This window comes from Sorangium sp. So ce426 (assembly GCF_051475585.1).
In the GTDB taxonomy this organism is placed as follows: Bacteria; Myxococcota_A; Polyangia; order Polyangiales; family Polyangiaceae; genus Sorangium; species Sorangium cellulosum_B.
The window spans coordinates 6,975,224-7,001,503 of record NZ_CP150341.1; the positions used below are offsets into that span (position 1 = coordinate 6,975,224).

At 73.1% G+C, this 26,280-nt stretch carries 18 protein-coding genes; 11 read left to right on the plus strand and 7 right to left on the minus strand.

What is annotated here, in order from left to right; genetic code table 11:
* From WMF44_RS25980 to WMF44_RS25990, 3 genes are all read left to right on the plus strand, one after another.
* Positions 1–819 carry a hypothetical protein gene (locus WMF44_RS25980; RefSeq protein WP_437292725.1) on the plus strand — a complete coding sequence of 273 codons (819 nt, stop codon included), beginning with the start codon at positions 1–3 and terminating at the stop codon, positions 817–819.
* A gap of 577 nt (positions 820–1,396) precedes the next feature.
* Positions 1,397–2,245, plus strand: a complete 849-nt coding sequence (locus WMF44_RS25985; RefSeq protein WP_437292726.1) for a hypothetical protein — start codon at positions 1,397–1,399, stop codon at positions 2,243–2,245.
* A gap of 131 nt (positions 2,246–2,376) precedes the next feature.
* Entirely contained in the window at positions 2,377–2,658 is a 282-nt protein-coding gene (locus tag WMF44_RS25990) for a pyrimidine/purine nucleoside phosphorylase (RefSeq protein ID WP_437292727.1), read from the plus strand.
* A 13-nt stretch (positions 2,659–2,671) separates the two neighbouring features.
* Here the strand turns inward: WMF44_RS25990 and WMF44_RS25995 are convergent, their stop codons facing one another.
* Entirely contained in the window at positions 2,672–6,532 is a 3,861-nt protein-coding gene (locus tag WMF44_RS25995) for a serine/threonine-protein kinase (RefSeq protein WP_437292728.1), read from the minus strand.
* Between the two features lie 723 nt (positions 6,533–7,255).
* On the opposite strand from WMF44_RS25995, the gene WMF44_RS26000 reads away from it, so the two are divergent.
* The 5 genes from WMF44_RS26000 (at position 7,256) to WMF44_RS26020 (ending at position 14,867) form a co-directional block, all read left to right on the plus strand.
* Positions 7,256–8,146, plus strand: a complete 891-nt coding sequence (locus WMF44_RS26000; protein ID WP_437292729.1) for a serine/threonine-protein kinase — start codon at positions 7,256–7,258, stop codon at positions 8,144–8,146.
* Between the two features lie 857 nt (positions 8,147–9,003).
* Positions 9,004–10,155, plus strand: coding sequence for a CgeB family protein (locus tag WMF44_RS26005; protein ID WP_437292730.1), 1,152 nt, complete (start codon positions 9,004–9,006; stop codon positions 10,153–10,155).
* A 65-nt stretch (positions 10,156–10,220) separates the two neighbouring features.
* Positions 10,221–11,390, plus strand: coding sequence for a 23S rRNA (adenine(2503)-C(2))-methyltransferase RlmN (gene rlmN, locus WMF44_RS26010; protein WP_437292731.1), 1,170 nt, complete (start codon positions 10,221–10,223; stop codon positions 11,388–11,390).
* A 117-nt stretch (positions 11,391–11,507) separates the two neighbouring features.
* Complete coding sequence (locus tag WMF44_RS26015) at positions 11,508–12,908, plus strand: acetyl-CoA carboxylase biotin carboxylase subunit (RefSeq protein WP_437292732.1); 1,401 nt, start codon at positions 11,508–11,510, stop codon at positions 12,906–12,908.
* Between the two features lie 183 nt (positions 12,909–13,091).
* Complete coding sequence (locus WMF44_RS26020) at positions 13,092–14,867, plus strand: phospho-sugar mutase (protein WP_437292733.1); 1,776 nt, start codon at positions 13,092–13,094, stop codon at positions 14,865–14,867.
* A 15-nt stretch (positions 14,868–14,882) separates the two neighbouring features.
* On the opposite strand, the gene WMF44_RS26025 is transcribed toward WMF44_RS26020, so the two are convergent.
* Positions 14,883–15,659 (minus strand): chlorite dismutase family protein, encoded by a 777-nt coding sequence (locus tag WMF44_RS26025; protein ID WP_437292734.1) that lies wholly within the window; start codon positions 15,657–15,659, stop codon positions 14,883–14,885.
* Between the two features lie 505 nt (positions 15,660–16,164).
* Here WMF44_RS26025 and WMF44_RS26030 point away from each other — a divergent pair.
* Together WMF44_RS26030 and WMF44_RS26035 are read left to right on the plus strand one after the other, a co-directional pair.
* Positions 16,165–16,770 (plus strand): hypothetical protein, encoded by a 606-nt coding sequence (locus WMF44_RS26030; RefSeq protein WP_012237471.1) that lies wholly within the window; start codon positions 16,165–16,167, stop codon positions 16,768–16,770.
* A gap of 295 nt (positions 16,771–17,065) precedes the next feature.
* The gene (locus WMF44_RS26035) at positions 17,066–17,812 is read left to right on the plus strand and encodes a TenA family transcriptional regulator (protein ID WP_437292735.1); all 747 of its coding nucleotides are present in this window, start codon (positions 17,066–17,068) and stop codon (positions 17,810–17,812) included.
* Positions 17,813–18,259: 447 nt separating this feature from the next.
* Here WMF44_RS26035 and WMF44_RS26040 read toward each other — a convergent pair whose 3' ends face one another.
* The 5 genes from WMF44_RS26040 to WMF44_RS26060 all read right to left on the minus strand — a co-directional run bounded on the left by WMF44_RS26040 (position 18,260) and on the right by WMF44_RS26060 (position 24,044).
* On the minus strand, positions 18,260–18,643 hold the full coding sequence (locus WMF44_RS26040; protein WP_437292736.1) for a response regulator transcription factor: 384 nt from the start codon (positions 18,641–18,643) through the stop codon (positions 18,260–18,262).
* Positions 18,644–18,852: 209 nt separating this feature from the next.
* On the minus strand, positions 18,853–20,463 hold the full coding sequence (gene aroB, locus WMF44_RS26045; RefSeq protein WP_437292737.1) for a 3-dehydroquinate synthase: 1,611 nt from the start codon (positions 20,461–20,463) through the stop codon (positions 18,853–18,855).
* A gap of 5 nt (positions 20,464–20,468) precedes the next feature.
* Positions 20,469–21,653, minus strand: a complete 1,185-nt coding sequence (gene aroC, locus WMF44_RS26050; RefSeq protein WP_437292738.1) for a chorismate synthase — start codon at positions 21,651–21,653, stop codon at positions 20,469–20,471.
* A gap of 52 nt (positions 21,654–21,705) precedes the next feature.
* On the minus strand, positions 21,706–22,635 hold the full coding sequence (gene murI / locus WMF44_RS26055; RefSeq protein ID WP_437292739.1) for a glutamate racemase: 930 nt from the start codon (positions 22,633–22,635) through the stop codon (positions 21,706–21,708).
* Positions 22,632–24,044, minus strand: a complete 1,413-nt coding sequence (locus tag WMF44_RS26060) for a homoserine dehydrogenase (protein WP_437292740.1) — start codon at positions 24,042–24,044, stop codon at positions 22,632–22,634. The genes murI and WMF44_RS26060 overlap by 4 nt, the downstream gene beginning before the upstream one ends.
* Before the next feature lie 56 nt (positions 24,045–24,100).
* Between WMF44_RS26060 and WMF44_RS26065 the strand changes: the two genes are divergently transcribed.
* Positions 24,101–26,026 (plus strand): type VI secretion system contractile sheath domain-containing protein, encoded by a 1,926-nt coding sequence (locus WMF44_RS26065; RefSeq protein ID WP_437292741.1) that lies wholly within the window; start codon positions 24,101–24,103, stop codon positions 26,024–26,026.
* Positions 26,027–26,280 lie beyond the last annotated feature (254 nt).

The following is a 26,280-nucleotide window of genomic DNA, read 5'->3' on the forward strand; positions in this document are numbered from 1 at the left end:
GTGGCCGCGCGTCTCGTCGGGATGGTGGTCGAAGGGCCGGATGACGCGAGGACGGTGCCCGGTCTCGTCGATCGGGTCCTCGTGAACGCGGTCCCCGCGCTCACGGGCCACCTCGCGCGAGCTCGAACCTTCTGTGGGCTCGATGCCGGCGCGACCTACGTCACGTGGAGCGCGGTGCATCACCATCCGGTGCCGCGGAAGCATGGGCACTTCGGCGGAAAGCCGGCGCTCGAGGACGCTCGTACGGCCGTGCTCGTGCTCCGTGGTTTCATTGCGCGGGATCCGCAGCCCCAGGCTGTCGTTCTGGTGCGTGACAGCGATGGCAAGGAAGCCGAGCGCCGGCAAGGTCTGGAGCAGGCCCGGCGAGAGTTTCACTGGCCCTTCGAGGTGCTCCTTGGCGTCGCCCACCCGATGCGAGAGTGCTGGGTGCTCGCCGGCTTCGTTCCGAAGGGCAAGCCAGAGGGCGCATCGCTCGCCGCCCTCCGGCAGGAGCTCGGGTTCGACCCCACCGCCCGATCGCACGAGCTCGACGCATCGAGCAAGACGGCGAAGAAGAGCCCGAAGCGCGTCCTCGATCGCCTCACCGGAGGCGAGCACGAGCGTGAGGCGCGGTGCTGGACCGAGCCGGACCTCGGTCATCTGCGGCAGCGAGGCAGAGACAACGGCCTCGCCGCCTTCCTGAGCGAGGTCGAGGCCCGCCTGGTGCCCGTCTTCGCGGACGCTGCCTTGAAGGACGACGCCGGCGCCGAGCTGGGTGCTCCGCGGCCGTCCGCGCAAGAGGGAGACGACACGAGCGCCAGGATCCCTGGCCGCTCCTGATCCCGGTCGCACCCATCCAAGGCGATCTCCGATCGACCCGGCCCCCTCCAAAGGCCACCCGTCTCGATCTCGGATCGACCCGCCCCCCTCCAGAGGCCGCCCCGCCACGTCGCGACCTCGCCGCGCCGCCTTCCGAGGCCGCCCGTCTCGGTCTCGGATCGACCCACCCCCCTCCCGAGGCCGCCCCGCCACGTCGCGACCTCTCCGCGCCGCCTTCGGGAGTCGCCGTTTCGATCTCGGATCGACCCACCCCCCTCCAGAGGCCGCCCCGCCACGTCGCGACCTCGCCGTGCCAGCGTCCGGACCGCCTCTCTCGATTTCAGATCGACCTGCCCCCCTCCCGAGGCCGTTCCAGCACGTCGCGACCTCGCCGCGCCCACGCAGAGATCCCCGATGCCCGCGCCGCCGCTCGTGGACGCTCCAAGGTGCCTGCAATAGTTCAACACATGCGCCAACACCGCACGAAACCCGCGCGGCGCCGCGCTTGACGCACGTCACGACAGGACTTCCCTTAGCTGCTCATCCGAGGTGCCTCTTCAGGCATCGCTTGCATCACCCCATCAGGAGGTGTTCCTCAATGCTGAAGCATCTGAATCTCGACGAGATGGTCGCGCTCCTCTCCCCGTGGGTCGAGGACGCGAAGCATCGCAAGGTCTTCCTGTCGATCCCCGAGATCGCGCCGCTCCACCCGCGGGTCGTGGAGGCCCACGAGGGCGTTGTCGCGGTCCAGCCGAGCAGCGGCGGCGCGTCGTCGAAGATGCGCGCGCTCCTCGACTCGATCACCGAGGTCGACCGGTGCCACGACCACCTCGCCAGGGCCGTATCCTACGGAATCGACGCGCGCCGCGAGCTCTGCCTCGCCGAGGACGCGGCCGACGCCGCCGGCGCCGCGCAGTGCGATGTCGTCCAGAAGAAGCTCTTCCCGGGCGGCCTTTCCATCCTCAACGCCTCGCCGCTCGCCGAGGCGGGCAACACCACGCGCATCGCCCGCCTCCTCGAGGACGAGCCCGCGATCGCCGGCTTCCTCAAGTCCGTCCCCGCCCGCGGCAAGGCGTCGCTGCTCGATGTCACGAAGCGCTGGCTCGCCAAGGGCCGGGAGCTCCAGGGGCTCGAGCGCGCCCGCGCGGAGCTCGAGGCGACCGAGACCACCACGCCCGTCAGCAAGACCACGATCCAGGCCGCGCGCAGCCAGTGGTTCAAGATCGTGTCGCTCGTGCTCTCCAACCTCGAGATGTCCCGCGCGCCGGCGCGCGACGTCGAGATCGTCCGCGGGCCCGTGCTCCGGGCCTCGGACCGCGCAGGCAAGCGCTACGCGGGCGGGAAGCCCGGGCAGGCGCCGCCGGACGGCGCGGAGGCGCCCGCCACCGAGCCGAGCGGAGCCGCGCCGGGAGCGCCGGACGGAGGCGAGGGCGGCGACGCGAGCTAGCTGCCCTGATCGGCGAGAGAGCAAGGGAGCAAGGCAGGAGACACGGAGACGCCGAGCTGCCCTGTCGCGCCCCACCGCGAGCGGGCTCGTCCGGGCTGGTCTCTCGCGGCGGGACGCGGTAGGAGGGCGCCATGCTCAAGCACAACAGCTACTTCAACGGCAACGTCCAGAGCGTCGGCTTCGAGCGCCACGGGCGCCGGCAGACGGTGGGTGTCATCGACACCGGCGAGTTCCACTTCTCGACCGACGCGCCGGAGCGGATGACGGTCGTCGCCGGCGAGCTCGCGATCCGCGTCGACGGCTCCACGGAGTGGCGCGCCTATCCGGCAGGGACGTCGTTCGAGGTGGCAGGTAAGAGCGGCTTCGACGTCAGGGCCGCCCAGCCCACCGGCTACCTCTGCGAGTTCCTCTGAGCGCGCCGGCGACCTAGGCCTCATCGAGCCAGCGCCGCTCTAGCTCCAGCGTGGCCACGTTATCCGGCACGTTGCCGAGGAACTTCCCGCGCCACACCGGATCGCCGATCTTCCGCGCCCGCTCGATCAGGCGCTCCCGCGCCGAGGCGATCGCCATCATCGCCTCCCGCCGGTGGCCGCAGGCCGAGAGCGCCTCGGCGTGCGAGAGGCGCACGAGCGACTCGCCCACCTCGGCCCCCATCGACTCCAGCAGGCAGAGCGCCTCCGTCGTCGCCGCGAGCGCGTCCACCGCCTGCCCCGCGTCGAGCAGCGCCCGCCCGAGCACCGCGTACGCGAAGGCCCGCAAGGGCGGCGCGCCGTACAGGATCGCGACCGCGGCGCGCGCCTCGCGCTCGGCCCCCTCGAGATCGCCCGCCTGGAGCATGATCCTCGCGAGGCACGCCCGCCCGGCGCCCTCCCCGCGCGCGTCGCCGAGGCGCTGGGACGTCGCGATCGCCTCCTCCGCCGTCCGCCGCGCCTCCTCGACGAGGCCCCGCTGCGCGAGCACCGGACCGAGGTTGAGGAGCGCGCCGAGCCGGACGTCCGACAGGCCCATCCGCTCCGCGTCCGCGAGCGACGCGCGCAGCGCCGCGTCGGCGCCCTCGAAATCGCCGAGCTCCGCGTAGCAGGAGCCCAGGTTGTTCCTCGCCCAGCAGGCGTTGCGGCGATCGCCCGCGTGCTCGAACGCCGCGAGCGCCGCCTCGAAGCCCGCGAGGCACGCGCCGGGATCGCCGACCGCCATCGCCCGGTACGCGCGCGCCTCGTGGAGCCGCGCCAGCACCTCGACCTCCTGCTCGGTCTCCTCGGCGTCCTGCTCGATCCCGTCGAGCAGCTCGTCCGCGAGCTGGTACCGCCCTCCGAACACGAGCCGCCCGGCGCCCGCGCACAGGCACACGCTGCGCGCGGGGCGCGCCGACCGCCGCGCCTCGGTGCCCTGCGCCAGGCGCAGCAGGCCCTCGACCTGGTCGTGGTTGCCGCGCTTCGAGGCCGCGAGGATCACCTGCGTGAGCGCCGAGAACCACGGCGCCGAGCCGGGCGCGAGCCGCTCCAGGGCCTCGGTCCCCCGCCGCTCCGCCAGCGCGAACTCGCCCCGCCAGAGGTGCGCCTCCGCCTGGCAGAGCCGCAGCGCCCCGGCCGTCGCCTTCGAGGCGCCCCGCGCGATGCCGCGCTCGACGCGCTCGATCGCCGCGCCCAGGTCGCTCCCGAGCAGCGCCTGCTCGGCCGCGCGCAGGGTCGCCGCCGCGGCCCGCGCCGGCTCGCCGCCGCGCTCGAAATGCTCGGCCAGGGCCATCGGATCCGCCACGCCCGTCCGCTCGAGCCACTCGCCGGCGAGCCGGTGGCCGAGGCGGCGATCGTGATCGGTCAGCATCCCGTACGCCGCCTCGCGCACGAGCGCGTGCCGGAACCGGTACTCGGCCGCCTCCGGCGCGCCCTCCACGGAGCGCCGGACGATGAGCTCCCGCACCTCGAGCTCGGCGAGCAGCGGCTCGACCTCCGCCCGGCCGACCAGCGCGGCGACCCCGCCCCGCGAGAAGGTCTCGCCGAAGATCGCCCCGGCCCGCAGCGCCCGCCGCGCGCCCACGTCGAGCGCGTCGAGCTCCGCCTGCACCATCGCCAGCACCGTCTCGGGCAGGTCCACGCCCTTGCCCGCCGCCGCCGCGCGGATCTGCTCCTCGAGGTAGAAGGCGTTGCCGTCCGCGCGCTCGACCAGCGTCGCCACGAGCGCCGGGCTCTCGCGCTCGCCGAGCACCTGGCGCACGAGCCGCTCGCTCGACCGGCGCGAGATCCCCGCGAGGCGGAGCTTGTGCCCGCGCCGCTCGTCCCACAGCTTCGGGAAGAGCTCGTGCACCTCGGGCCGGCCGAGCGCCATGACCATGAACGGCCGGTCCTTCAGGTTCCGGAGCGCGGCGTCGACCATCGTGACCGTGGGCAGGTCGCCCCAGTGCAGGTCCTCGAGCACGAGGAGGACCGGCTGCACCGCGCACTCGGCGCGCAGGAAGTCCTCCCAGGCGAGGCGCAGCTGATCGCCCATGAGCATCGGGTTGCGCCGCGCCGCCCGGAGCTGCACGTCGTCGTCCGGGAACGGCGCGCCGACGAGCTCCCCGAGGAACGGCGCGACCCGCGCGGCGTCGAGCGCCGCGTGCCGCTCGACGCGCGCCCGCACCTTGCGCCGCCGCTCCTCGACGGGATCGGCGTCCGTGAGGCCGATCGCCCGGCGGAGCGCGTGCGCGAGCAGGCCGAAGGCCGACCCGGCGCTCATCGGATCCACCTGGCCGAGCCACACCTCGACCGGCTCGCCGTCCTCCCGGATCGCGCGGACGAGCTCGTGGCGGAGCCGCGACTTGCCGATGCCCGCCGGCCCCGTGACGAGCACGACGCTCGGGGTCGACTCCTCGATGCAGCGGGCGAGCTCGTCCCGGATCAGCGCGAGCTCCCGCTCGCGCCCGACGCACGACGTCGCCTTGCCGAGCACGTGGGGCGGCGCCTCCGGCTCCTCGCGCGCGCCGTGGAGCCAGGGGCCGCCCCCGTCGGACGTGATCTCGAACCGCGCGCCGAGCAGGCCCGCCGTCACCTCGTCGATGCGGATCGCCGGCGCGCGGGACGTCGCTCGGCCCTCGGGGAGCAGCTGGACCACGCGGTCGATGAGGTCGCCGATCGGCATGCGCGAGGCGATCTCCGCCCTGCCCGTGACGACCGCGACCGGCGCGCCGCCGAGGAGCGCCTGGACGGCGAGCGCGCAGCGGGCGGCCCGGGCCGCGAGATCGGTCGTCGCGCCCGCGCCGGACAGCACGACGAGCGGCAGCCGCGCGTCGACGAGCTCGAGCTGGCCCTTGTAGCGCGCCGCCGTGGTCGAGAGCGCCTGCGCGCGCGCCTGCTCGTCGACCTCGGAGGGGGACGGATCGGCGGCGGAGAGGCCGTCGCGCGCGAGGACGAGGCACATCACCTTGCGCTCGCCGGTGGTGAGCTCCGGCGGGCGGACGGACATCGAGGGCGGGCGGACGGAGATCGCCGCGGGATCCATGAGCCCGGCGAGCTCGATCGCGACCGCGTTGCCGTCGCTCGGCCGCCCCTCGGGTGACTTCGACAACATCCGCTGGACCAGCGCGTCGAGCGCCTCGGGCACGTCGTCGCGGAGCCACCGGAGCGACGGCGGCTCCTCGATCAGCACCTTGACGAGCACGGCGAGCCCGCGCGCGCCGCGGAACGGGGCGCGCCCCGAGATGCACTTGTAGAGCAGGCAGCCGAGCGCGAAGACGTCGGCGCGCGCGTCGACGTGCGCCTCGCCGCGGGCCTGCTCCGGCGCCATGTAGCCGGGGGTGCCGAGGATGGCGCCGGGCATGGTGAGCTGCTGGTCGATGCCGGACAGCCGGACGACGCCGAAATCGATGAGCGTGATGCGATCGATGGTGCCGCCGACGAGGAGCAGGTTGCTCGGCTTGAGATCGCGGTGGACGACGCCGAGCCGGTGCACGGAGCCGAGGGTGGTCGCGACGCGCCGGGCGAGCTTGAGGCTCTCCTCCAGGGTGAACGCCTGCCGGGCAAGGCGCTGGGAGAGGGTCTCGCCGGTGAGCCACTCCATGGCGAGGTAGGGGTGGCCGTGCTCGGTGCGGCCGTGCGAGATGTACCGCACCACCCCCGGCACCCGCAGCGTGGCGAGCGCCTGCGCCTCGCGCGCGAGGCGGTTCGAGTCCTGGGAGGCGGCGTTCTGGAGGACCTTGAGGGCGATGGTCTCGCCGGTCTTGAGGTCGCGCGAGCGGAAGACGTGGCCCATGCCGCCGGCGCCCGCGAGCTCCATGATCTCGAACCGGCCGTCGATGACGTCTCCCGCTCGCATTGCCTGCCGTCGCTCCGGATCGTCCGCCCTGTGTGGGAGCTACGCGAAGTTCACCTGAATGGCCAGCGGTTCGGGGTTACGGGCGTGTCACCGGAAGCGGGCGCCGCGAGGCGCCGCCGCTGTCATGCAATCACCACCGACACCACCGATTGCCGCGCTCCGGTGCGCATCGTCACCAGAGAGCGCGGCGAGGGGCAACTCTGCAGCGTCGAAGCGCCGGCGGCCCCGGCCACGAGGGCAGTCCGGCGCTCCACCGCCGTCGACCGGAGCGCGCTCCGGCGAGGCACCCGCTCGGCGCTCCGGCGGCGCGCGACGAGGGCAATGCGGCACACCGGCGCGGCCCGGCCGCTGGTGCCGGCGCGGCCGTGGTGGCCCAGGCGCTGGCCGCTCCCGCCGCCGCGACGCGCCTCGGCCGGCGGCCCGCGCCCCGGCTCCCCGGACCGCCTGCGCCCCGCTGTCCCGCGGGCGCGCCCCGGTTTTCCCCGTCCCGTGCCCCGCGGCTTTTTCGTCCAGGCGACCTCGGGTGCGACGGGCGGCCGACGTGAAGCGGCGCGCGCCGGAAAACAAAAAACAAGGCGCCGGGGCCCTTCGTCGTGTGACGCTGCGCGCGGCGCTTCCTCTGTCGCGTCTGCGTGATAAATGAGCTTGTCTGGGGAGAGGGGGGAGGCGACCGGAACGCGCTGGACCCCCTTTGTCAAGCGAAGGAGGCCGCTCTTGTCAATCGTGCCCGGAACCGTTCTGCTCCAGCGCTACCGCGTGGTACGTCATCTCCGCCGCGAAGGCCTCGGTGAGGTGTTCAGCGCCGAGGACGCGAGCACCGGCCGGCGCGTCGCGGTCAAGGTGCTCGGGGAACCCCCGATGCGCCAGGAGCCGGGAGGCGTGCTCAACACGCCAGAGCGCATGCCCCTGCAGGAGGCCGAGGCGCGCTTCCGGCGAGAGGCGGTGGCGTGCGAGCGGCTGCGGGGCCCGCACACACTGCCCTCGGTCGACGGCGGCAAGGACCCGGCGCACGGTCCTCTCCTCGTGTTCGAGCTGCGCGAGGGGGAGCTCCTCAGCGAGCGCATCGCCCGGCAGGGGCCGCTCCCGTTCAGCGCCGTTCACCCGCTGGGCGAGCAGCTCTGGTCGGCGATCGCCGAGCTGCACGAGATTGGCATCATCCACCGCGACATCAGCTCCGCGAACGTGCTCCTCGACCAGGGCCCTGACGGCGAGCGGCTGACGCTCCTGGATCTCGGCTCGTGCAAGCTCCCTCCCGAGCTCTCCGACGCGGCGCCGACGTTACCGAGCCGGTGTCTCGGTGATTTCAGGTTCGCGCCGCCCGAGCAGCTCACGAAGGGGAAGACGGTGGATCACCGGGCCGACCTCTATGCGGCCATGACGGTGATCTTTCACGCGCTCACCGGCGAGCTCCCCTACGCCGCGCGCAATCTGATGATGCTCGCCGATCTCAAGACGAGGACGCCGCCGCGCCGCCTGGGCAGCCTGATGCCTCCGCCGGTCGACCGGGAGATCGAGGTGTTCGTGAACAGGGGGCTGGCGCACAGCCCGGACCGCCGCTTCGCGAGCATCGCCGAGGTGATCCAGGGCTGGCAGGCGCTGAGCCACACCACCTGAACGTCTCGACGGCTCTCGCGCGGCCCCACCGCCGCTGAAGGCTGGACACCCGGCCTGCCGATTCCACCGCAGCGTCCCCGCACCGACAGGAAGGCGCCCAGACAGCGCAGCGCGCTTGCTGCCTTCCTGCTCCCCCGCCCGATTTCTCCGCGAGGCCAGGCGCCCCTGCCCGGCCGAGGCCGCCGGTCCGCCGTCGAGCTCGGCTGGACGGCGGAATCCCCTGCCGCCGGCCGCGTCCCCAGGCCCCGTCGCTCCGCGGCGTATGCGTCCGACAGCGCGCGCCGGCCTGGGCGGCGCTTCGCCAGCGCTGCCCCGGCGTTCCGGAGCAGGGCTCCCCCGTCGACGCTCCGTTCGACCAGCAGCCGTCACCGACCATTGCGACAACGCCCCTCTTTTTCTCACCATCATCGCTTCTGAACAGCGTTTACCGCACAGGCCGGTTCCTCTGCGATGCGAGGACGGTTGCCGTCGGGTGCTTTACCCGAACGAGCCGCGTTATCCCGGAGCAAGCGGCGATTTCGCGCGCTTCGTCGTCACGGGAAAAGGGCGGGCCTCACCGCCCGGCGTCTGACGAGGAATACGCACCTTCGATCAAGAAACTGCATCTCACAGCATTGCAGAGGGTGAGCACGCATGTTAATCCCGGGTGCGCTCGTCGCCGCGCCCTCTCGCGCGGCGCCAGGGCAACTGGATCGGCGTGCCGCTCGTTTTGCGCGTGTTACGCATGTTGCGCACGTCGCGCAGGTGTCCGCGAGGCGTCTTTCGCCTCTCCGGGGCCGCCGCGGTGTACCTCGGGACCGGCGCATTCCGGGCCGGCACGCCCTCTGGGATCTCTCAACCCTTGCCGCCACCACGTTATGACGACAACTACCTACCGCTATGTCTTCCTGGGGCTCTCCATCACGTCTTCGTGGGGCAACGGCCACGCCACGACGTACAGAGCGCTCCTCCGGGCGCTCGCGTCGCGCGGCCACCGGATGCTCTTTCTGGAGCGGAACCTCCCCATCTACGATCAGCACCGCGACCTGCCCAACCCGCCTTACGGCACGACCGAGCAGTACTCGAGCATTACCGAGCTCCGCGATAGATTCTCACGCGCCGTGCGCGAAGCCGATCTCGTGATCGTCGGCTCCTTCGTACCGGAAGGGGCGACGGTCGGGGCATGGATCACGGAGGAGGCCCGCGGAAAGGCCGCGTTCTACGATCTGGACACCCCCGTCACGCTGGGCCGGCTGGCGCACGGGGATCACGCGTACCTGACGCCGGCGCTGATCCCGCGGTATGATCTCTATCTGTCGGCGACGGGGGGCCCGACGCTGGAGCGGCTGGAGCGCAGCCACGGCGCGGTGCGCGCGCGGGCGCTCTACTGCTCGGCGGACACGGACGTGTACCATCCCCAGCCGGCGCCGATGCGCTGGGATCTCGGCTACCTCGGGACCTACAGCGACGACCGGCAGGCGGCCGTCGAGCGGCTCCTCCTCGAGCCGGCGCGGCGCATGCGCCGCGGGCGCTTCGCGGTGGCGGGCGCGCAGTACCCGGCGTCGCTCGCGTGGCCGGAGAACGTCTCCCGGACGGAGCACCTCCCGCCGGACGAGCACCGCATCTTCTACAACTCCCAGCGCTTCACGCTGAACCTGACCCGCCGTGCGATGGTCGAGTCCGGGTGGTCGCCGAGCGCGCGCCTGTTCGAGGCGGCCGCGTGCGGGACCCCTGTCCTGAGCGACACCTGGCCGGGTATCGAGACGTTCTTCCAGCCCGGCGAGGAGATCCTGCTCGTGCGCTCGCCGGAGGACGTGCTCCGGAAGCTCAGGGAGATGAAGGAGGACAAGCGCCTCACGGTGGGCCAGCGGGCGAGGCAGCGCGTCTTCGCCGAGCACACGGCGATGCACCGGGCCGAGGCGTTCGAGCGCTACACCCGCGAGGTGCTCGAGGCCGCCAGCCGGACGCGCGCGCGCCGCGAGCGCGACGGGCAGCTCACGGCGCCCCAGGTCGAGAGCCAGAGCGGCTGACGCTCTGGCCTGGTCGCCCGCCTGCTGCCCTTGCCGCTGGGGGCGGCGCGCAGTAGTCCAGGCAGGTGCGCTCCACGCCGCTTCACCCTGTCGCCCGGCTGCCTGAAGAATGGTCGGCCTCGCTGGCCGCCCGCGGAGAGCGGTCGTTCACGGCGAAGCAGGTATTCCAGTGGATCCATCGCCGCGGCGTCCTCGATCCGGCCGCGATGACGAACCTCCCGGCGCGGCTGCGCGAGCACCTCGCCGCGGAGGGGCTGGGCGAGGTGCTGACGCCCGAGCGGGTTCATCGCTCCGAGGACGGCACGCGCAAGCTGCTCCTGCGCCTCCGCGACGGCGCGACCATCGAGACCGTCCTGCTCCCGTCGGTGTCGGGCCCCGGCTCGCACGCGCAGCTCGACGCCGACGCGGCGGCGGCGCTCGATGACGACGAGGACGACGATGCGGCCGCGGAGGCGGGCGCCGCGCCGCGCGTCCGCGTCACCCAGTGCATCTCGACGCAGGTCGGCTGCGCCATGGGGTGCGGCTTCTGCGCGAGCGGCGTGGCGGGGCTCAAGCGCCACCTCGGGGCCGAGGAGATCGCGGGCCAGGTGCTCCTCGGGCGGGCGATGCTCGAGGAGGGCGAGGAGCTCCGCAACGTCGTGTACATGGGCATGGGCGAGCCGCTCCACAACTACGAAGCGACCGCTCGCTCGCTGCGCCTGCTCACGCACCCGGAAGGGATCAACCTCTCGACGCGGCGGGTCACGGTGTCCACGTCGGGCCTCGTGCCCGAGATCGCGCGGCTCGGAGCGGATTTTGGCGGGCAGATCGCGCTGGCGATCTCGCTGCACGCCGCGGACGACGAGACGCGCTCGGCGCTGATGCCCATCAACCGCAAGCACCCGCTCGACGAGCTGCTCGCGGCGCTGCGCGCTTACCCGCTGCCGCGGCGCCGGCGCATCACCATCGAATACACGCTGGTCGCCGGGCAGAACGACGATCCCGCCGAGGCGCGGCGGCTGGCGAAGCTCCTGCGCGGGCTCCCGGTGAAGATCAACCTCATCCCGATGAACCCGATCGAGGCCTCCTCGCTGGGCCCGCCCGCCCAGGAGCGCGTGGCGGCGTTCCAGGAGGTGCTCACCCAGGCGGGGTACTCCTGCTTCGTTCGCCGCCGGCGCGGCGATGACGTCTCGGCGGCCTGCGGGCAGCTCGTGCTGCTCGGGGCCAAGCCGAAGGTGCGGCGGGCGCTCGGCTGACATCGCACGCTCGCACGCTCGCACGCTCGCGCGCGCCGCCCCCCGGGAGCGCGCGAGCGAGCGCCGCCCGCAGCGGGTGGCTTGACGCGCCGCCGCGCGGGGGCGTAGCTGTCGGCCGTGTTGAAGAAGATCCTCGTCGCCAACCGTGGAGAGATCGCCTGCCGCGTCCTCCGGACCTGCAAACGGCTCGGGATCGCGACGGTCGCCGTGTACTCCGACGCGGACGCGAGCGCGCCGCACGTCGCGATGGCCGACGAGGCGGTGCGCATCGGGCCGCCGCCTGTCCGGGACAGCTACCTGGTCATCCATGCGATCATCGAGGCGGCCCGCGCGACGGGCGCCGACGGAATCCACCCCGGGTACGGGCTGCTGAGCGAGAACCAGGCCTTCGCCGAGGCCGTCGTCGAGGCCGGCGTCACGTTCATCGGTCCGCCGACCACGGTGCTCCACGCGTTCGGCGACAAGATCCTCGCGCGGGATCACGCGCGCGGGGCCGGCGTGTTCCCGCCGCCGGGCACGGGCGGTCCGGTCGACCCCGCCGACGTCGAGGCCGCCCAGCGCGCCGCCGAGAGCATCGGCTTCCCGCTGCTCGTCAAGGCCGCGGGCGGCGGCGGCGGCATCGGCATGCAGGTCGTCACCGATCCAGGCAAGCTGTCGCGCGCCCTCACCGCGTGCTCCGACCGCGGCCGCGCGGCGTTCGGGGACCCGCGCGTGTACATGGAGCGGTACATCGAGCGCCCGCGCCACATCGAGGTGCAGGTGCTCTGCGACGGGCAGGGCGGCGCCGTCGCGCTCGGCGAGCGCGAGTGCAGCGCGCAGCGCCGGCACCAGAAGATCGTCGAGGAGACCCCGTCGCCGGCCGCGTTCTTCCAGGGAGCGGCGGGCGAGGTCCGCCGGAAGGAGCTCCACGACAGCGCCCTCCGGGTCGTGACGGCCGCCGGCTACGTCGGCGCGGGCACCGTCGAGTTCGTCGCGGCGGAGAGCGGCGAGCTCTTCTTCCTGGAGGTGAACGCGCGGCTCCAGGTCGAGCACTGCGTCACGGAGATGTGCACCGGGCTCGACCTTGTCGAGCACCAGATCCGCATCGCGTCGGGCGAGCCGCTCGCGCCGGAGGTCCGGGACCACACCTACCGCGGCCACGCCGTCGAGGCGCGCCTCTACGCGGAGGATCCGGCGAAGAAGTTCGCCCCCCAGCCCGGCCGCATCACAGCGCTCCGCTGGCCGGCCGCCGGCGACGACCTGCGGATCGAGACAGGCGTCGCCGAGGGGCTCGAGGTGACGCCGTTCTACGACCCGCTGCTCGCCAAGATCGTCGCCCACGGCCCGACGCGCGACGAGGCGATCGCTCGCCTCGACCGGGCGCTCGCCGAGACGACGATCGAGCTCACCGGTCCGGTCGGGCCCGCCGCGACCAACCTCGCGTTCCTCCGCCAGATCCTGCAGGACGGTGATTTCCGCGGCGGGCAGTACGACACGCGCTTCGCCGAGGCGCTCGCCGCCGGCAAGAAGGCCGGATGACGCTCGGCCGAGCGGGCTGAGCGGTCCGAGCGGACTGAGCGGTCCGGGCGGGCTGAGCGGTCCGAGCTGGAGCCGCCGGCTACGTCGGCGGCGGGCCGGCGATCGGCGCGCGGCCGTCACCGCCCGCGGCTGAATCGCGCGCTCGTGGTGCAAACCACGGCCGGCATGAACTAAATACCAGGCGTGAGCCACGACTTCGTCCTCGAGCCCGCCGAACGCTGGCTTGCCCACGACCCCGATCCGGAGACCCAGAGCGAGCTGCGCCAGCTCATCGACGCGGCCAGGGCGGGCGAGGACGGCGTCCGCGCCGAGCTCGCCGAGCGCTTCGCCGGCCCGCTGGAGTTCGGCACCGCGGGCATCCGCGGCGTCCTCGGGGCCGGCGAGAGCCGGATGAACCGCGCCGTCATCCTCCGCACGACCGCGGGGCTCGCCCGTCACCTCCTCGAAACGATCGGCGACAAGGCGCGGAGCGCCGGCGTCGTCATCGGCTACGACGGCCGCCGGATGAGCCGAGAGTTCGCGGAGGACACCGCCTGCGCCCTCGCCGCCGCGGGCATCCCGAGCCACCTCTCGCCCGTCCCCTGCCCCACGCCGATCGCCGCGTTCGCGGTCGGCCACCTCGGCGCGGCCGCGGGCGTGATGGTGACGGCGAGCCACAACCCGCCCGAGTACAACGGCTTCAAGGTGTACTGGGACAACGCCGCGCAGATCATCCCACCCCACGACACCGGCATCGCGACGGCGATCGACGCCTCGCCGCCGGCGGATGAGGTCCCCCGCATGCCCCTCGACGAGGCGAGGACGCTCGGGCTGGTGCGCGACTTCCCCGAGGAGCTGGAGCGGAGCTACCTCGGCGCGATCCGCGGCCTCGCGGTGCGGAGCGACGGGGATCGCGACCTCTGCATCGTGTACACGCCGCTCCACGGCGTCGGCGATCGCCTGGTCCGAAAGGCGCTCTGCGAGGCCGGCTTCACGCGCGTGGCGAGCGTGCCCGAGCAGGCCGAGCCGGACGGCGCGTTCCCCACGGTCGCGTTCCCGAACCCCGAGGAGAAGGGCGCCATGGACCTGGCGTTCGCCCTGGCGAAGCGGGAGGGCGCCGACCTCGTCCTCGCCAACGATCCCGACGTCGACCGGCTCGCCGTGGCGGTGAGGCGCCCTGACGGCGAGTACGTGCAGCTCACGGGCAACCAGGTCGGCGTGCTCCTCGGCCATTACCTGCTCACCGAGGGGCGCGCGCAGGGCGCGGACGAGCGCCGGCTCGTGCTGGCGTCGTGCGTCTCGACCCCGATGCTCGGCGTCATCGCCGCGGCGCTCGGGGTTCACTACGAGGAGACCCTGACCGGGTTCAAGTGGATCGCCAACCGGGCGATGGACATCGAGCGCTCGACCGGCGCCCGCTTCGTGTTCGGCTTCGAGGAGGCGCTCGGCTACACCGTCGGCCCGGTCGTGCGCGACAAGGACGGCATCAGCGCCGCGGCGCTGGTCGCCGAGCTCGCGGCGGTGCGCAAGGCCGAGGGCAGGACCCTGCTCGACGAGCTCCAGGCGATCACCCGCAAGTACGGCCTCTACATGAGCGCGCAGCGCTCGTACACCCTGCGCGGCGTCGACGGCCTCGAGAAGATCGCGGCGATCATGGACGCGCTGAGGAAGAGGCCGCCTGCCGCGATCGGCGGCGTCCCCGTGGTGGCATGGCGCGATTTCGAGGCGCGCACGCGCACGACGAGCGATGGCCTCGTCGAGCCGCTCGTGCTGCCTCCGAGCAACGTGCTCGTGTACGAGCTCGACGACGGGAGCCGGCTCATCGCCCGCCCGAGCGGGACGGAGCCGAAGATCAAGTTCTACTTCGACGTGCGCGAGGAGGTCGCCGCGGACGAGCCGCTGGGCGACGCCGAGGCCCGCGCGGCGGTGCGGCTCGACGCCCTGGCCCTGGCGTTCTCGGGCCTCGCCGGCATCGGCTGAGGGGGAGCGGCCCCGTCAGCCGCCAGGGCTGCGGAAGGCGGCGCGGCCGACGAAGAACGGGCCCATCTGGCTGATGAACTCCGAGGTCTGGCGGGTCTTCCGCATCGTCTGCACGATGTGGGAGAGCGGGTGGAGCTCCTTGCCGACGAGCCCGATCACGAACTCGTTGTCGCGGGCGTCGAGGCCGTGGCACGCGAGGCGGATGTCGTGGGCGAGGTCCTGGGCGCCGTAGGCCCTGCCGATGGTGCCGTGCTCGCGCAGGATGCTCCCTTGCTCGCGCCCCTCGAGCTTGGAGAACGCGCCGCTGCGGCGGAGCGGGTACCACACCGCCCACGGCCAGGCGGGGTTCAAGACGGTCTCCGCCGGGCGCCGGAGCAGCCAGAAGTCGAGATCCTGCTCGTAGCCGGTCGAGTACGTGCGCCCCAGCATGGTGAAATCGGGGCGGAGCTCCAGGGCCCGGAGCTCGCTGCGGTTGAGCGCCGGGCGGACGGTCTGGACGAAGACGGCGGGGTCCTCCGCCCACGTGAGCACGGCGATCCCGCGCGGATCGTTGATGTCCTCGTAGACGACGGTGCCGACGCGCTGCGACGCGAGCGCCTGGCCGGCTGCGCGGGTCAGCTCCGCCGGATCGGCGTCGCCGGGGCAACGGAACACGAGCAGCTGCATGAACAGCCGGCCGTCGATGACCTGCGGCCGGCCGTCGCGCGGCGCCCCCCGCTCGGCGACGTCGATGTGCGGCAGCTCGGGCTCCGCGTGGCCGGCGGCGGGCCGGCCCGTGGTGGGTTCGCTCATGGGCGTAGGGGTACCGAGGTTCGGGGAGGACGGCAACTGCCAGGCGCAGCACCTCCGCAGGCGGACGCGCAGCACCTCCGCGACGCGCAGCCCCCTGCCGCGAGCGCCCGTCGCCGCAGCGAGCCCCCCGTCATCGCGACGAGCGCCCGCCGACGGCCACGACGACCGACGAGCGCGGCGCGAAATCGCGTAATGCGCATCACACCATTGCGCGCGCTGACGTCTGCGGCGGTCGCCGGGGGTCTGGCGTCTCGGGTCGAAAGGAGAGCTGGACAACCGGCGTGATCTTGCGCAGGGCCACGTCGGCTCGTGTCGCACGGCTGCTCCCACGTAATCATCTCTTGCCATCGAGCCCGACTCACGCTCCCCTGCAAGGTACAACCACGACTCCTGGAGTTGCCCCGACGATGTGCTCCCGGGCAGGGTTTCCCGCCCGAGGGTACGTGCGCCGCGCCCCCGATCGGGCTCAGCTTCGCCGGGGCCTTCCCGCCGTAGGTTCGCCGCGATGAAGACGCACGAGACGAAGACCAAGACCTCGATCCCCGCCGGTAGATGCAAAGGAACGTTGCTGGTCAACCTCCGGTCGTTCGTCACGACGACCCGCGACGCCGGTGCATGGGAGCGCCTGGTGACGTCGCTGCCCAAGTCAGACCGGGACGTACTCTCTCAGCCGCTGCTCGCGAGCAGCTGGTATCCGATCGGCGTCTGGAACCGCGCCTTGCGGACGCACGCGCGGACTGCGAGCGACCAAACCGCTGAGCTCAAGCGGTTTGCCCGCTATGTCGCGGATCGCGACCTCAATACGGTGTTGAAGTTCGCGCTCTCGATCGCCATGCCCGACACGATCGTCGCCCGGACTGGAATGTTCTGGTCGCGCTACTTCGACTCCGGGAAGGTCTTCCCGCGCATGGTGAAGCCGCGGGAGTGGGTGCTGACCATCACAGGCCCGACCGGGGACGACGAGGGGCCCTCCGCGATGAACTGCGGAGAGGGCGTCTGCGGCTGGGTCGAGCAGGCGCTCCTCCTGTGCGGCGCATCCACCCCCAAGGTAACCCACCAGCGGTGCCGGTTTCGCGGCGCGACGGAGTGCCTCTCCGAGGTCGTATGGTGAGCGACCTGAGCGAGATCGGCCCTCTTGTCGTTGCGGCGGCGCCCTCGTTTGCCTATTGACTTGCTCCTTCACCTTGATCCAGACTGGATGCAGGCAGGACACATGTACGCGAAGCCTCCCATGGTGAGGTCCTCGCGCTGCCCCTCTCGTCTTTCGTGCTCGGGGTCAGCATCGTGCCTGCTCTGCGGATTGTCTCCTGACGGCCGCTGACCGGTCAGCCTGCGGGGGTTCGGTGGGGTAGAGGCCGGCGGGCAGCCACGAGGCAGATTGACCCAGCAACCCTACAGGTAATTTCATGCTGTCACCTCGCTCGCAGCGGCACAAGGAAGTCAAGGACAGCCTTCAGGCGACGCCGCACCCGGTCTGGGTCGAGGACATGCTCGAGTCTCTGGCCGACCAGTGGAAGGCTGCGGTCTACACGCCGCCGATCGCGCAGACGATGACGGAGCCGGTCGATCAGGAGATGTGGAAGGGGCTCCTCCGCGAGTTCTTCTGCGTGGTCGAGGCGTTCCCGAAGTACATGGGGCTCAGCCTCGCCAAGACGACCTATGGCCAGACGCCGCGCGACTCCCTGGTGCGAGACTGGCTCATCGGCAACATCCGGGTCGAGGCGCTGCACGTGCGCTGGTACCTCGACTGGGCGGCGTGGCACGGGCACAGCACCTCGGACATCACGAGCCACCGCCCGAGCCCGGAGATCGCGTCGCTCTTCGAGTGGCTCTGGTCGGTGTCGTACCGCGGCTCGCTCGCGGAGGCGGTCGGCGCGGTGAACTATGCGATCGAGGGGGTCATCGGCGAGTGTTCTCGCGTGGTGCTGCCGAGCTTTACGAAGCTCTATGGCGAGGGGAGCAAGTCGCTGACGTGGCTCGCCGCGCATGCGAACTACGATGACGCCCACCCGCGCGAGGCGCTCGAGATCGTGAAGCTCGCGACCACCTCCGCCGAGGAGATCCGCCGGGTGCATTCGAGCATCTCCCGCTCGCTCGAGCTGTTCGAGAAGGCGTTCAGGGCCTGCAGCGTCCCGCACCGCGGCGGCAGCTGACGCGGGCCCCCTGGCAGCGCCGCGCACGACCGGCGCCGAGCCCGAACGGCGATACGACATCTCCGAAGAACCTCATAGAACCCAAGGCGAGCGCCCCGCGGCGCCGGCGCGCGACGGCGGTAGAGACCGCCGGGATTCCTGCCCTGCGGCCCCACGCAGCACGCGAGAAACGGACCGGATCGAGGCGAGAGACCTCGGAGATGCCAAGATCGCCAGTCGGCCTTCTTTGAGCTCCTTCTCAATGACCAGCGGGCCTCCCAGCCAGTCCCGCCCCCTGCTGCGGTTTCCCCCCGCCCCGCCCCGCCCCGCTGTCCGCCGGGGCAGAGCGGCGGTCTCTCGCACAGGAGACGGGCCCAGATCGGCGTTTTCGGCGCGCAAGCGCACTCCTGTGCGCTGAGCACCGAAAACGCCGAGGTGGGCCCGTATCCGAAGCGAGTGACCGCCGCTCTAGCGGCCGTAGACGGCTTTGCGGACCTTTTTCTTGAGATCGTCGAGGACGAAGGGCTTCGTGATGTAATGGCGCGCGCCCGCCTGGATGCCGGCGATGACGTCCATCGGATCCGACTTGGCGGTCAGGAAGATGATGGGCACCCGGCGCGTCGGCTCGTGCTCGCGGAGCCGCTTCGTCATGCTCACCCCGTCGAGCTTCGGCATCATGATGTCCACGATCACCAGATCGGGCCACGGCTCCTGCTGGGCCAGCGCGAGCCCATCGATCCCGTTCGTCGCGACCACGGTGTCGAACTCGTCGCCGAGGAACCGGGCGATCATCGCCGCCGTGTCCTGCTCGTCCTCCACCACCAGGATTCTCTTCTTCGTCGCGGTCACCATCGGCGCCGAGAAAGATAGCGCGGAGCGGACGATGCGGGCGGTGTGCCGGGATTTTTTTCCGAAGAACGTTGGAAACACATCGATTTTATTCACCGACAGCGCACGCGCCGTCTGCGCCGGAGGCGCTCAGCCAGGAGGGCGTACGGCGCCGACGCAGGGGTTTCGCCCGGAGCAGGGCTGTCTCAGGCACACCGCTCGGCGCCCGAGGGTCAGGTCGCGCGGGCGGCCGCGCGCTCGAGGAGCGAGGCGAGGCGATCGAGCGGCATCGGCTCCACGAACGTGCTGCCGATGTCCCGCATCAGCACCGTCCGGACCGACGAGCCCCGGCGCTTCTTGTCGAGCGACAGGAAGCGCAGCGCGGCGGAGACCGGCTCGTCCTCGATCCGGGTGGGCAGACCGAGCCGCGCGAGCAAGCGGGTCGCCCGGTCGGCCGCCGCGCGATCGGTCACGCCCAGCGCGCAGCCGACGCGGAACATGGCGACCATGCCGAGCGCCACCGCCTCGCCGTGCGCCAGCCGGACGAACCCCCCCTCGGCCTCGAGGGCGTGCCCGAGCGTGTGGCCGAGGTTCAGGAGGGCGCGGTCGCCCGACTCGCGCTCGTCGCGGGCGACGATGGCCGCCTTCACGGCGATCGAGCGGCGGATGATCTCGGCGAGCAGGCCGGGGTCGCGCGCGAGGACGCGGTCGGCCTCGCGCTCTAGCAGCGTGAGCAGCTCGGGATCGCCGATGCAGGCCGACTTCACCACCTCCGCGAGCCCGCTCCGGTAGGCGCGGTCGGTCTCGGTGGCGAGCGCCGCCGGGCTCGCGACGACCGCGGACGGCTGGTGGAACGTCCCGACGGCGTTCTTCGCGGGGCCGAGGTCGACCCCGGTCTTGCCGCCGACCGAGGCGTCGACCATCGCGAGGAGCGTGGTCGGCGCCGCGACCCAGCGGACACCCCGCAGCAGCGTGGACGCAGCGAACCCGCCGATGTCGGTCACCACACCCCCACCCTGCGCGAGCACCACCGCGCCGCGATCGGCGCCCGCGTCGATCATCGCCGTCAGCGCCGCCTCGACGGCCGCGAGCCGCTTGTGCTCCTCGCCGGGCTTGAGCACCGTGACGGCCGCGGCCGGCGTCCCCTGCGCCGCGAGCGCGGCGAGCAGCGGCGCGCCCCAGAGGCGGCTCACGTTCTCGTCCGTGACGACGAAGACGGAGGTCGGCGCCAGCGCGGCGATGGCGTCCGCCGTGGACGCCGCCCCGTCGGAGGCGATGCGCACAGCGTAGCTCTTGTCGCCGAGCGGCACGAAGAGCGGGCGATCCGCGTAGGCGCGGAGGACCCGCGCCGCGACGTCCGCGGGGGAGACGCCGTCGGTCGCGACGCGCGCGTGGGCCTCGGCATAGACGGGGGCGCGCGCGGCCAGGAGCTCCCGGATGCGCGCCTCACGATCCGGCGCGCCGTCGAGCAGCGGGCGGTTGCCGTTCGGCGTGCGCGCCGCGATCGTGCGCGGGGTGGCGGTGAGCGCGACGACGCAGCCGCGCTCGAGCGCCTCGGCGCGGAGCGCGGGATCGACGAGGGCGCCGCCGCCGAGGGCGATGATGCGCGGGCCGCGCGCCCCGAGGAGCCGGCGCAGGGTCGCCGCCTCCAGCGCGCGGAAGCCAGCCTCGCCGCGCGTGGCGAAGAGCGAAGGGACGCTCTCGCCGGCCTCCTCGACGATGGCGTCGTCGAGATCGAGGAACGGGAGCCCCGTGCGCGCGGCGGCGATGCGGCCCACGGTGGACTTGCCTGCCCCCATGAAGCCGGTGAGCAGGAGCGGAGGTGCGTCGGAAGGGAGTTCCATGGCCTTCAGTAAGAGCGGACCTGCTGGAGGTAGCTGTCGACGTTGCGCGAGAGCTCCGTGAGGCTGTCGCCGCCGAATTTCTCGAGAAGGGCGGCGGCGAGCGTGATCGCCACCATCGCCTCGCCGACGACCGAGGCGGCCGCGACGGCGCAGACGTCGCTGCGCTCGAAGGCGGCGTCGAACTGCTCCTTGGTGCGCACGTCGACCGACGGGAGCGCGCGCTTGAGCGTCGCGATCGGCTTCATGGCGGCGCGGCAGATGAGCGGCATGCCGTTCGTGATGCCGCCCTCGAGGCCGCCGGCGCGGTTCGACGGGCGGGTGAACGCGTGCGCCCCCTGATCGTAGGCGATGGGGTCGTGCACCTCGGAGCCCGAGATGCGCGCGGCCTCGAAGCCGATGCCGATCTCGACGCCCTTGATCGCCTGGATGCTCATCAGCGCCTGCGCGAGCCGTCCGTCGAGCTTGCGGTCCCACTGCACGTGGCTCCCGAGCCCGGGCGGCAGGCCCGTGGCGATCACCTCGAAGACGCCGCCGAGGGTGTCGCCCCGGTGCGCGGCCTCGCGGATGGCGTCGCGCATCGCCTGCGCGGCAGCGGCGTCGACGCACGCGAGATCCGAGGCGCGGGCGCGCTCCCGGAGCTCGGCGAGCGGGAGCTCACCCCCGCCCGAGGCGGCGGAGGTCGGCGACGCCACCGGGCCGATCGACAGGACGTGGGCGAAGACCTCGACGCCGACGGACCGGAGGAGCTTGCGGCAGACGCCGCCCACCGCGACCCGCGCCGCGGTCTCGCGCGCGCTCGCCCGCTCGAGCACGTCGCGCAGGTCCCGCCGGGCGTACTTCAGGCCGCCGGCCAGATCCGCGTGGCCAGGGCGCGGGCGGGTCAGCGCCTCGGGCGGCTCGGGGAACGGCTCGGGGCCCATCCGCCCGGCCCAGCTCGCGTGATCGCGGTTCTCGATCACCATGGCGATGGGCCCGCCGAGCGTCTCGCCGCCGCGCACGCCGGCGACGAGGCGGACGCGATCGGTCTCGATCTTCATCCGCCCGCCGCGCCCGTAGCCGCGCTGGCGACGCGCCAGATCCTCGTCGATGTCCTCCGCGAGGAGCGGCATGCCCGCCGGAATACCCTCGACGGTCGCCACGAGCTCCGGCCCGTGCGACTCGCCGGCCGAAAGCCACCTGAGCTGCGTCATCGTGTGGAAAACCTCCTCCGCGCCCGGAGCCCCGGGCGAAGCTTGCTGCGTATTACAGGTCGATCTGCTCCACGTCGACGCCTTGGGCGGAAAAATGGGAAGAACGGCCGGTGGCGTCTCCGCCAACCTGGGTCGGGGAGCGGACAGCGGCGCCAGCCTGGGTCGAGGGGCGTACGGCGCCGTCCGCGACGACCGGCTCCCCGAGGAACCTGGCCGCCACGGAGGCGAAGCTCTTCGGCAGATCCGTGACGAGCAGCGAGAGGCCGCCCGGCGTGCTCCGGGAGGTCGCGAGCCCCCGCTCGGCGAGGAACGAGGCCACCTCCTCGGCGGTCGCCGAGGCGCTGTCCACGATCGGCAGGGGGCCGCCGGCGAGCGACGCCGTCTCGGCCTCGATCGCGGCGCGGAGGAGCGGGAAGTGCGTGCACCCGAGCACGATCGAGCGGGCGCCCGCGCCGATGAGCGGCTCCAGGTACCGCCGCGCGACGAGCCGCGGGACCTCGCCCTCGAGCCACCCCTCCTCCGCCAGCGAGACGAGCAGCGGGGCCGCCTGGCCGGCGACCTCGGTGCGGGTGCTGAGCGACGCCACGGCGCGGGGATAGGCGCCGGACGCGATCGTCCCGGCCGTCCCGAGCACGCCGATCGTGGCGCCGCGCGACGCGGCGACGGCGGCGCGGGCGCCGGGCAGGATGACCCCGAGGACGGGCAGATCCAGCTCGACCCGGAGCATGTCGATCGCGACGGCGCTCACCGTGTTGCACGCGACGACGATCGCCTTGACGCCGCGGCCGATGAGCACGCGCGCGCAGCCGAGCGCGTAGCGGACCACCGTCTCCGGCGACCGCGTGCCGTACGGGACCCGCGCCGTGTCGCCCAGGTAGACGATGTCCTCCGCCGGGCAGCGCCTGCGCAGCGCGCGCACGACCGTGAGGCCGCCGAGGCCCGAGTCGAACACGCCGAGCGGCGCGTCGCCGTGGGACGTCACGGCTCCTCGATGCGGAACAGGTGCACCGGCTCGCGGAGGAACTGCTCGCGCGCGATCGCGTCGAGCGCGTTCCGCACGAGCCCCTCCCGCGCGTCGTGCGTGATGAGCACGACGTCCACCGCGGGCTGGCGAGCGGCCGCTTCGTCCGCGGGCGCCGCGCCCGAGCCCGAGCTCGTCGGCCCCTGCTGCACGATCTGCTCGATGCTGACGCCCGCGTCGCCGAGCGCGCCGGCGAGGCGCCCCATGACGCCGGGCCGGTCCTCGACCGCGAAGCGCAGGTAGTACCGGGAGACGATCTCGCCGAGCGGGCGGACCGCGCGGGGCTTGATCGACATGCCGCGGCCCTGCATGCCCGCGACGCCCGACGCGATCGAGCGCGCGACGTCGAGGATGTCGGAGACGACGCTGACCGCGGTCGGCAGGTCGCCGGCGCCGCGGCCGTAGACGAGCGACGGGCCGACGGCGCGCCCCTCGAGCAGCACGGCGTTGAGCACGCCGGAGACGTTGGCGAGCACGCTCTGCTTCGGGATCAGCGTGGGATGCACGCGCAGCTCGATGGAATCGCCGAGGTCGCGGCCGATCGCCAGGTGCTTGATGGTGTAGCCGAACCGATCGGCGTAGCGGTGATCGGCCTCCTCGATGCTCCGGATCCCGGAGGTGTGCACGTCGGCGCTGTCGACCTGCGCCCCGAAGGCGAGCATCGCCAGGACGATGAGCTTGTGCGCGGCGTCGTGGCCGTCGACGTCGAGCGACGGTTCGGCCTCGGCGTAGCCAAGCTCCTGCGCCTCGCGCAGCGCGGCGTCGAACGACGCGCCCGTGTCGCGCATGCGCGTGAGGATGTAGTTGCAGGTGCCGTTCAGGATCGCGGTGACGCGCTCGACCCAGTCGCTCGCGAACGCGTCCCGGAGCGTCCGGATGATCGGGATGCCGCCGCCGACCGCCCCCTCGAACGCGAGGTCGACCTGCCGCGCCGAGGCCCGCGCGAGGAGCGCGGGGCCGTGGGCGGCGAGCAGCAGCTTGTTCGCGGTGACCACGCCCTTGCCGCGGTCGATGGCGCGCTCGATCAGCGCGCGCGCGGGCGTCTCGCCGCCCATCACCTCGACGACGACGTCGATCGAGGGGTCGTCGACGACCTCCTCGGGGTTCGTGGTGAGCAGGCCGCGATCCAGGGCGGCGACGCGCTCCTTCTCGAGGTCGCGCACGACCACGCGCTTCACGACGAGGGGGACGCCCGCGCGCTCCGCCAGGTAGCCGGAGTTCTCGGCCAGGAGGCGCAGGACGCCGCCGCCGACCGTCCCGCAGCCCAGGAGCCCGATCTGGATCGGGGCACCCCCGCGGAGGCGCCTGCGATCGCTGGCGGCGTGAGGTTCAGGGTTCAAGTTCAAGGGCGGACCGCCTTCCGTCTTCATGCGCGCGGAGCTTAGCGCTTCTCGCGCCGATAGGTGACGCCTATGCTGCGCTGGCCATGACGGAAAAGGGCGTTCTGGGCGACGAGTTCAGGTTCCACGTGGGCGAGGACGGAGGCGCCGTGGAGCGGGGGCCGCTGCTCCCGCTGCGCGTGCTCGTCGTCGCCGATCTCACCCCGCGCGATCCGCACAACGCCGGCGCGAGCCCGCCCGCGGGCGCGATCCGCGTCGACGCGAGCCGCTTCGATAACCTCTTCACGATGCTCCGGCCACGGCTCGCGATCGAGGTGCCGAGCGTGCTCGCGGCGGGCCGGGCGGTGCGCGTCGATCTCGCGCCCGCCGGGATGAAGAGCTTCCGGCCCGACGCGCTGTGCGCCGAGGTGCCGCTGCTGCGCTCGCTGCTCGACGGCCGCCGGGTCCTGGATCGGCTGCGCGACGGCTCGGCCACGCTCGACCAGGCGCGCGCCGAGCTCGATCGGCTCTGGGGCGGCTCCCCGCTGGTGCGCGACATCCTGGGCCTCGTCCCGGAGCGCCGGGACGCCTCGCCCGGCCGCTCCGCGCCCGCCGCGGAGCGGCCCGCGGCGCCCGCGCCCGCGCCCGGCTCGGACGTGGACGCGCTGCTCTCGATGGTCGACCTCGGCGGGGGCGAGGGCGCCGAGGCGGCGCCCCCACCCGCGACGCCGGGCAGCCTCGATCAGAAGCCGGCGGAGGCGGGGCGGTTCTCGGAGCTCATCGCGACCGTGGCGGCGAGCGCCCGCCCGCGCGCGGGCCAGCCCGCTCGGCCCGCGGAGGCGATCGCGCAGATCGAGCGCGCGATCGGCGCGCAGCTCGGCGCGATCCTGCAGCACCCCGAGGTGCGGCGCCTCGAGGAGGCGTGGCGCGGGCTGAGCCTGCTCGTGGAGCGCGCGAAGGCGGCGGAGGGCGTCCGGTTCGACGTCGTCAGCGCGCGCCCGGACGAGGCGGCCGGCGCGCTCGCGCGGGTGCTCGCGCAGACGGCGAGCTCCGAGCCGCCGGCGTCGGTCGCCATCGTGGACGTCGCGATCGACGGCAGCGCCGCGTCGCTCGCGCGGCTCGAGGAGATCGCGCGCGTCGCCGAGGCGCACGCGCTCCCCGCCGTGGTGAACGGCGACGCGCGCCTGCTCGGGGTCGACGATCTCGGCGGCGTCGAGCGGCTCGACAACAAGGCCGCGCTGTTCCGGGCGCCGCACCGCGCGCCGTGGCGCTCCGCTGCGGCGCGGCACGGCGCGCGGTGGGTCGCGATCGCGATGAACCGCGTGCTCGGCCGGATGCCGTACGACCGGTCGACCTCCCGGATCCGGGAAGCGGCGATCGCCGAGCAGCCCGGCGATGAGGGCGGCCGCGTCTGGATTTCGCCGGCGTACGTCGTCGGCGCGCTGATCGCGGGGAGCTTCCGCGAGACGGGGTGGCCCTGCCGCGTCACGGGCGCGAAGGGCGGCGGCACGCTCGGAGATCTGCCGGTGCACGAGGTCAAGGGCGCGTACGAGGGCGACGAGGGCGTCGCGATCCCGACCGAGGCGTTCGTGTCCACGGACACCCAGCGCGAGCTCTCGAAGAGCGGCGTGCTCCTGCTCGCGTCGGCCCCGAACAGCGACGCGGTGTACGTCCTCGCCGCGCCGACGGCCTACGTTCCGCCGGAGAAGCTCACGTACGACAGCCCGACGGCCGAGCCGGACGAGCGCCTCGAGCGCGTCTCGCTCGTCGATCAGCTCTTCGTCGCGCGCGTCGTCCAGTTCCTGCGCGCGCTGTGCTCGAAGCTGCCCCCGGACAGCGACCCGGCGGAGGTCCAGCCGGTCGTCGAGGGCGCCCTCTGGGCGCTGTTCGAGAACGCGCCGCCCGCCAGCATCGAACTCACCGTCAAGGCGGGCCGCGGCGAGGGCGGCGCGCAGATCGCGGTCACGGTGCGCCCGCGCCGCTTCCTCGGCGTGGGGCTCGACGAGGTGTCGCTCGAGATGCCGCTCGGCTGAGCGCCCCGGATTGACGCCGCCCGGCGCGCGGGGGAGGATCGCCGGCATGCGGCTCCGCGTAGCGATCCTCCTCGCTGTCCTGAGCACCCTCGTGACCACGTGCCAGCGGCCTGCGGCGCCGCAAGCGCCGACGTCCGACTGCGGCTGCCGCAAGAAGTAGCCCGGCGCCCATCGCGGGGTCGACGGGTCACGTCGCGCGGCTCCGGGCGCGCGGCATTGCAATGCACGTCGAGCGTCTCTCACGAAGACGCGAG

What these genes read in the sequence shown, in the direction of transcription:
- WMF44_RS25990 (WP_437292727.1), top strand. Translation starts at nt 2,377, where the DNA reads ATGCTCAAGCACAACAGCTACTTCAACGGCAACGTCCAGAGCGTCGGC.
- aroB (WP_437292737.1), bottom strand. Translation starts at nt 20,463, where the DNA reads ATGGAACTCCCTTCCGACGCACCTCCGCTCCTGCTCACCGGCTTCATG.
- WMF44_RS26035 (WP_437292735.1), top strand. Translation starts at nt 17,066, where the DNA reads ATGCTGTCACCTCGCTCGCAGCGGCACAAGGAAGTCAAGGACAGCCTT.
- WMF44_RS25985 (WP_437292726.1), top strand. Translation starts at nt 1,397, where the DNA reads ATGCTGAAGCATCTGAATCTCGACGAGATGGTCGCGCTCCTCTCCCCG.
- WMF44_RS26030 (WP_012237471.1), top strand. Translation starts at nt 16,165, where the DNA reads ATGAAGACGCACGAGACGAAGACCAAGACCTCGATCCCCGCCGGTAGA.
- WMF44_RS25995 (WP_437292728.1), bottom strand. Translation starts at nt 6,532, where the DNA reads ATGCGAGCGGGAGACGTCATCGACGGCCGGTTCGAGATCATGGAGCTC.
- WMF44_RS26040 (WP_437292736.1), bottom strand. Translation starts at nt 18,643, where the DNA reads ATGGTGACCGCGACGAAGAAGAGAATCCTGGTGGTGGAGGACGAGCAG.
- WMF44_RS26025 (WP_437292734.1), bottom strand. Translation starts at nt 15,659, where the DNA reads ATGAGCGAACCCACCACGGGCCGGCCCGCCGCCGGCCACGCGGAGCCC.
- aroC (WP_437292738.1), bottom strand. Translation starts at nt 21,653, where the DNA reads ATGACGCAGCTCAGGTGGCTTTCGGCCGGCGAGTCGCACGGGCCGGAG.
- WMF44_RS26060 (WP_437292740.1), bottom strand. Translation starts at nt 24,044, where the DNA reads ATGAAGACGGAAGGCGGTCCGCCCTTGAACTTGAACCCTGAACCTCAC.
- WMF44_RS26065 (WP_437292741.1), top strand. Translation starts at nt 24,101, where the DNA reads ATGACGGAAAAGGGCGTTCTGGGCGACGAGTTCAGGTTCCACGTGGGC.
- WMF44_RS26005 (WP_437292730.1), top strand. Translation starts at nt 9,004, where the DNA reads ATGACGACAACTACCTACCGCTATGTCTTCCTGGGGCTCTCCATCACG.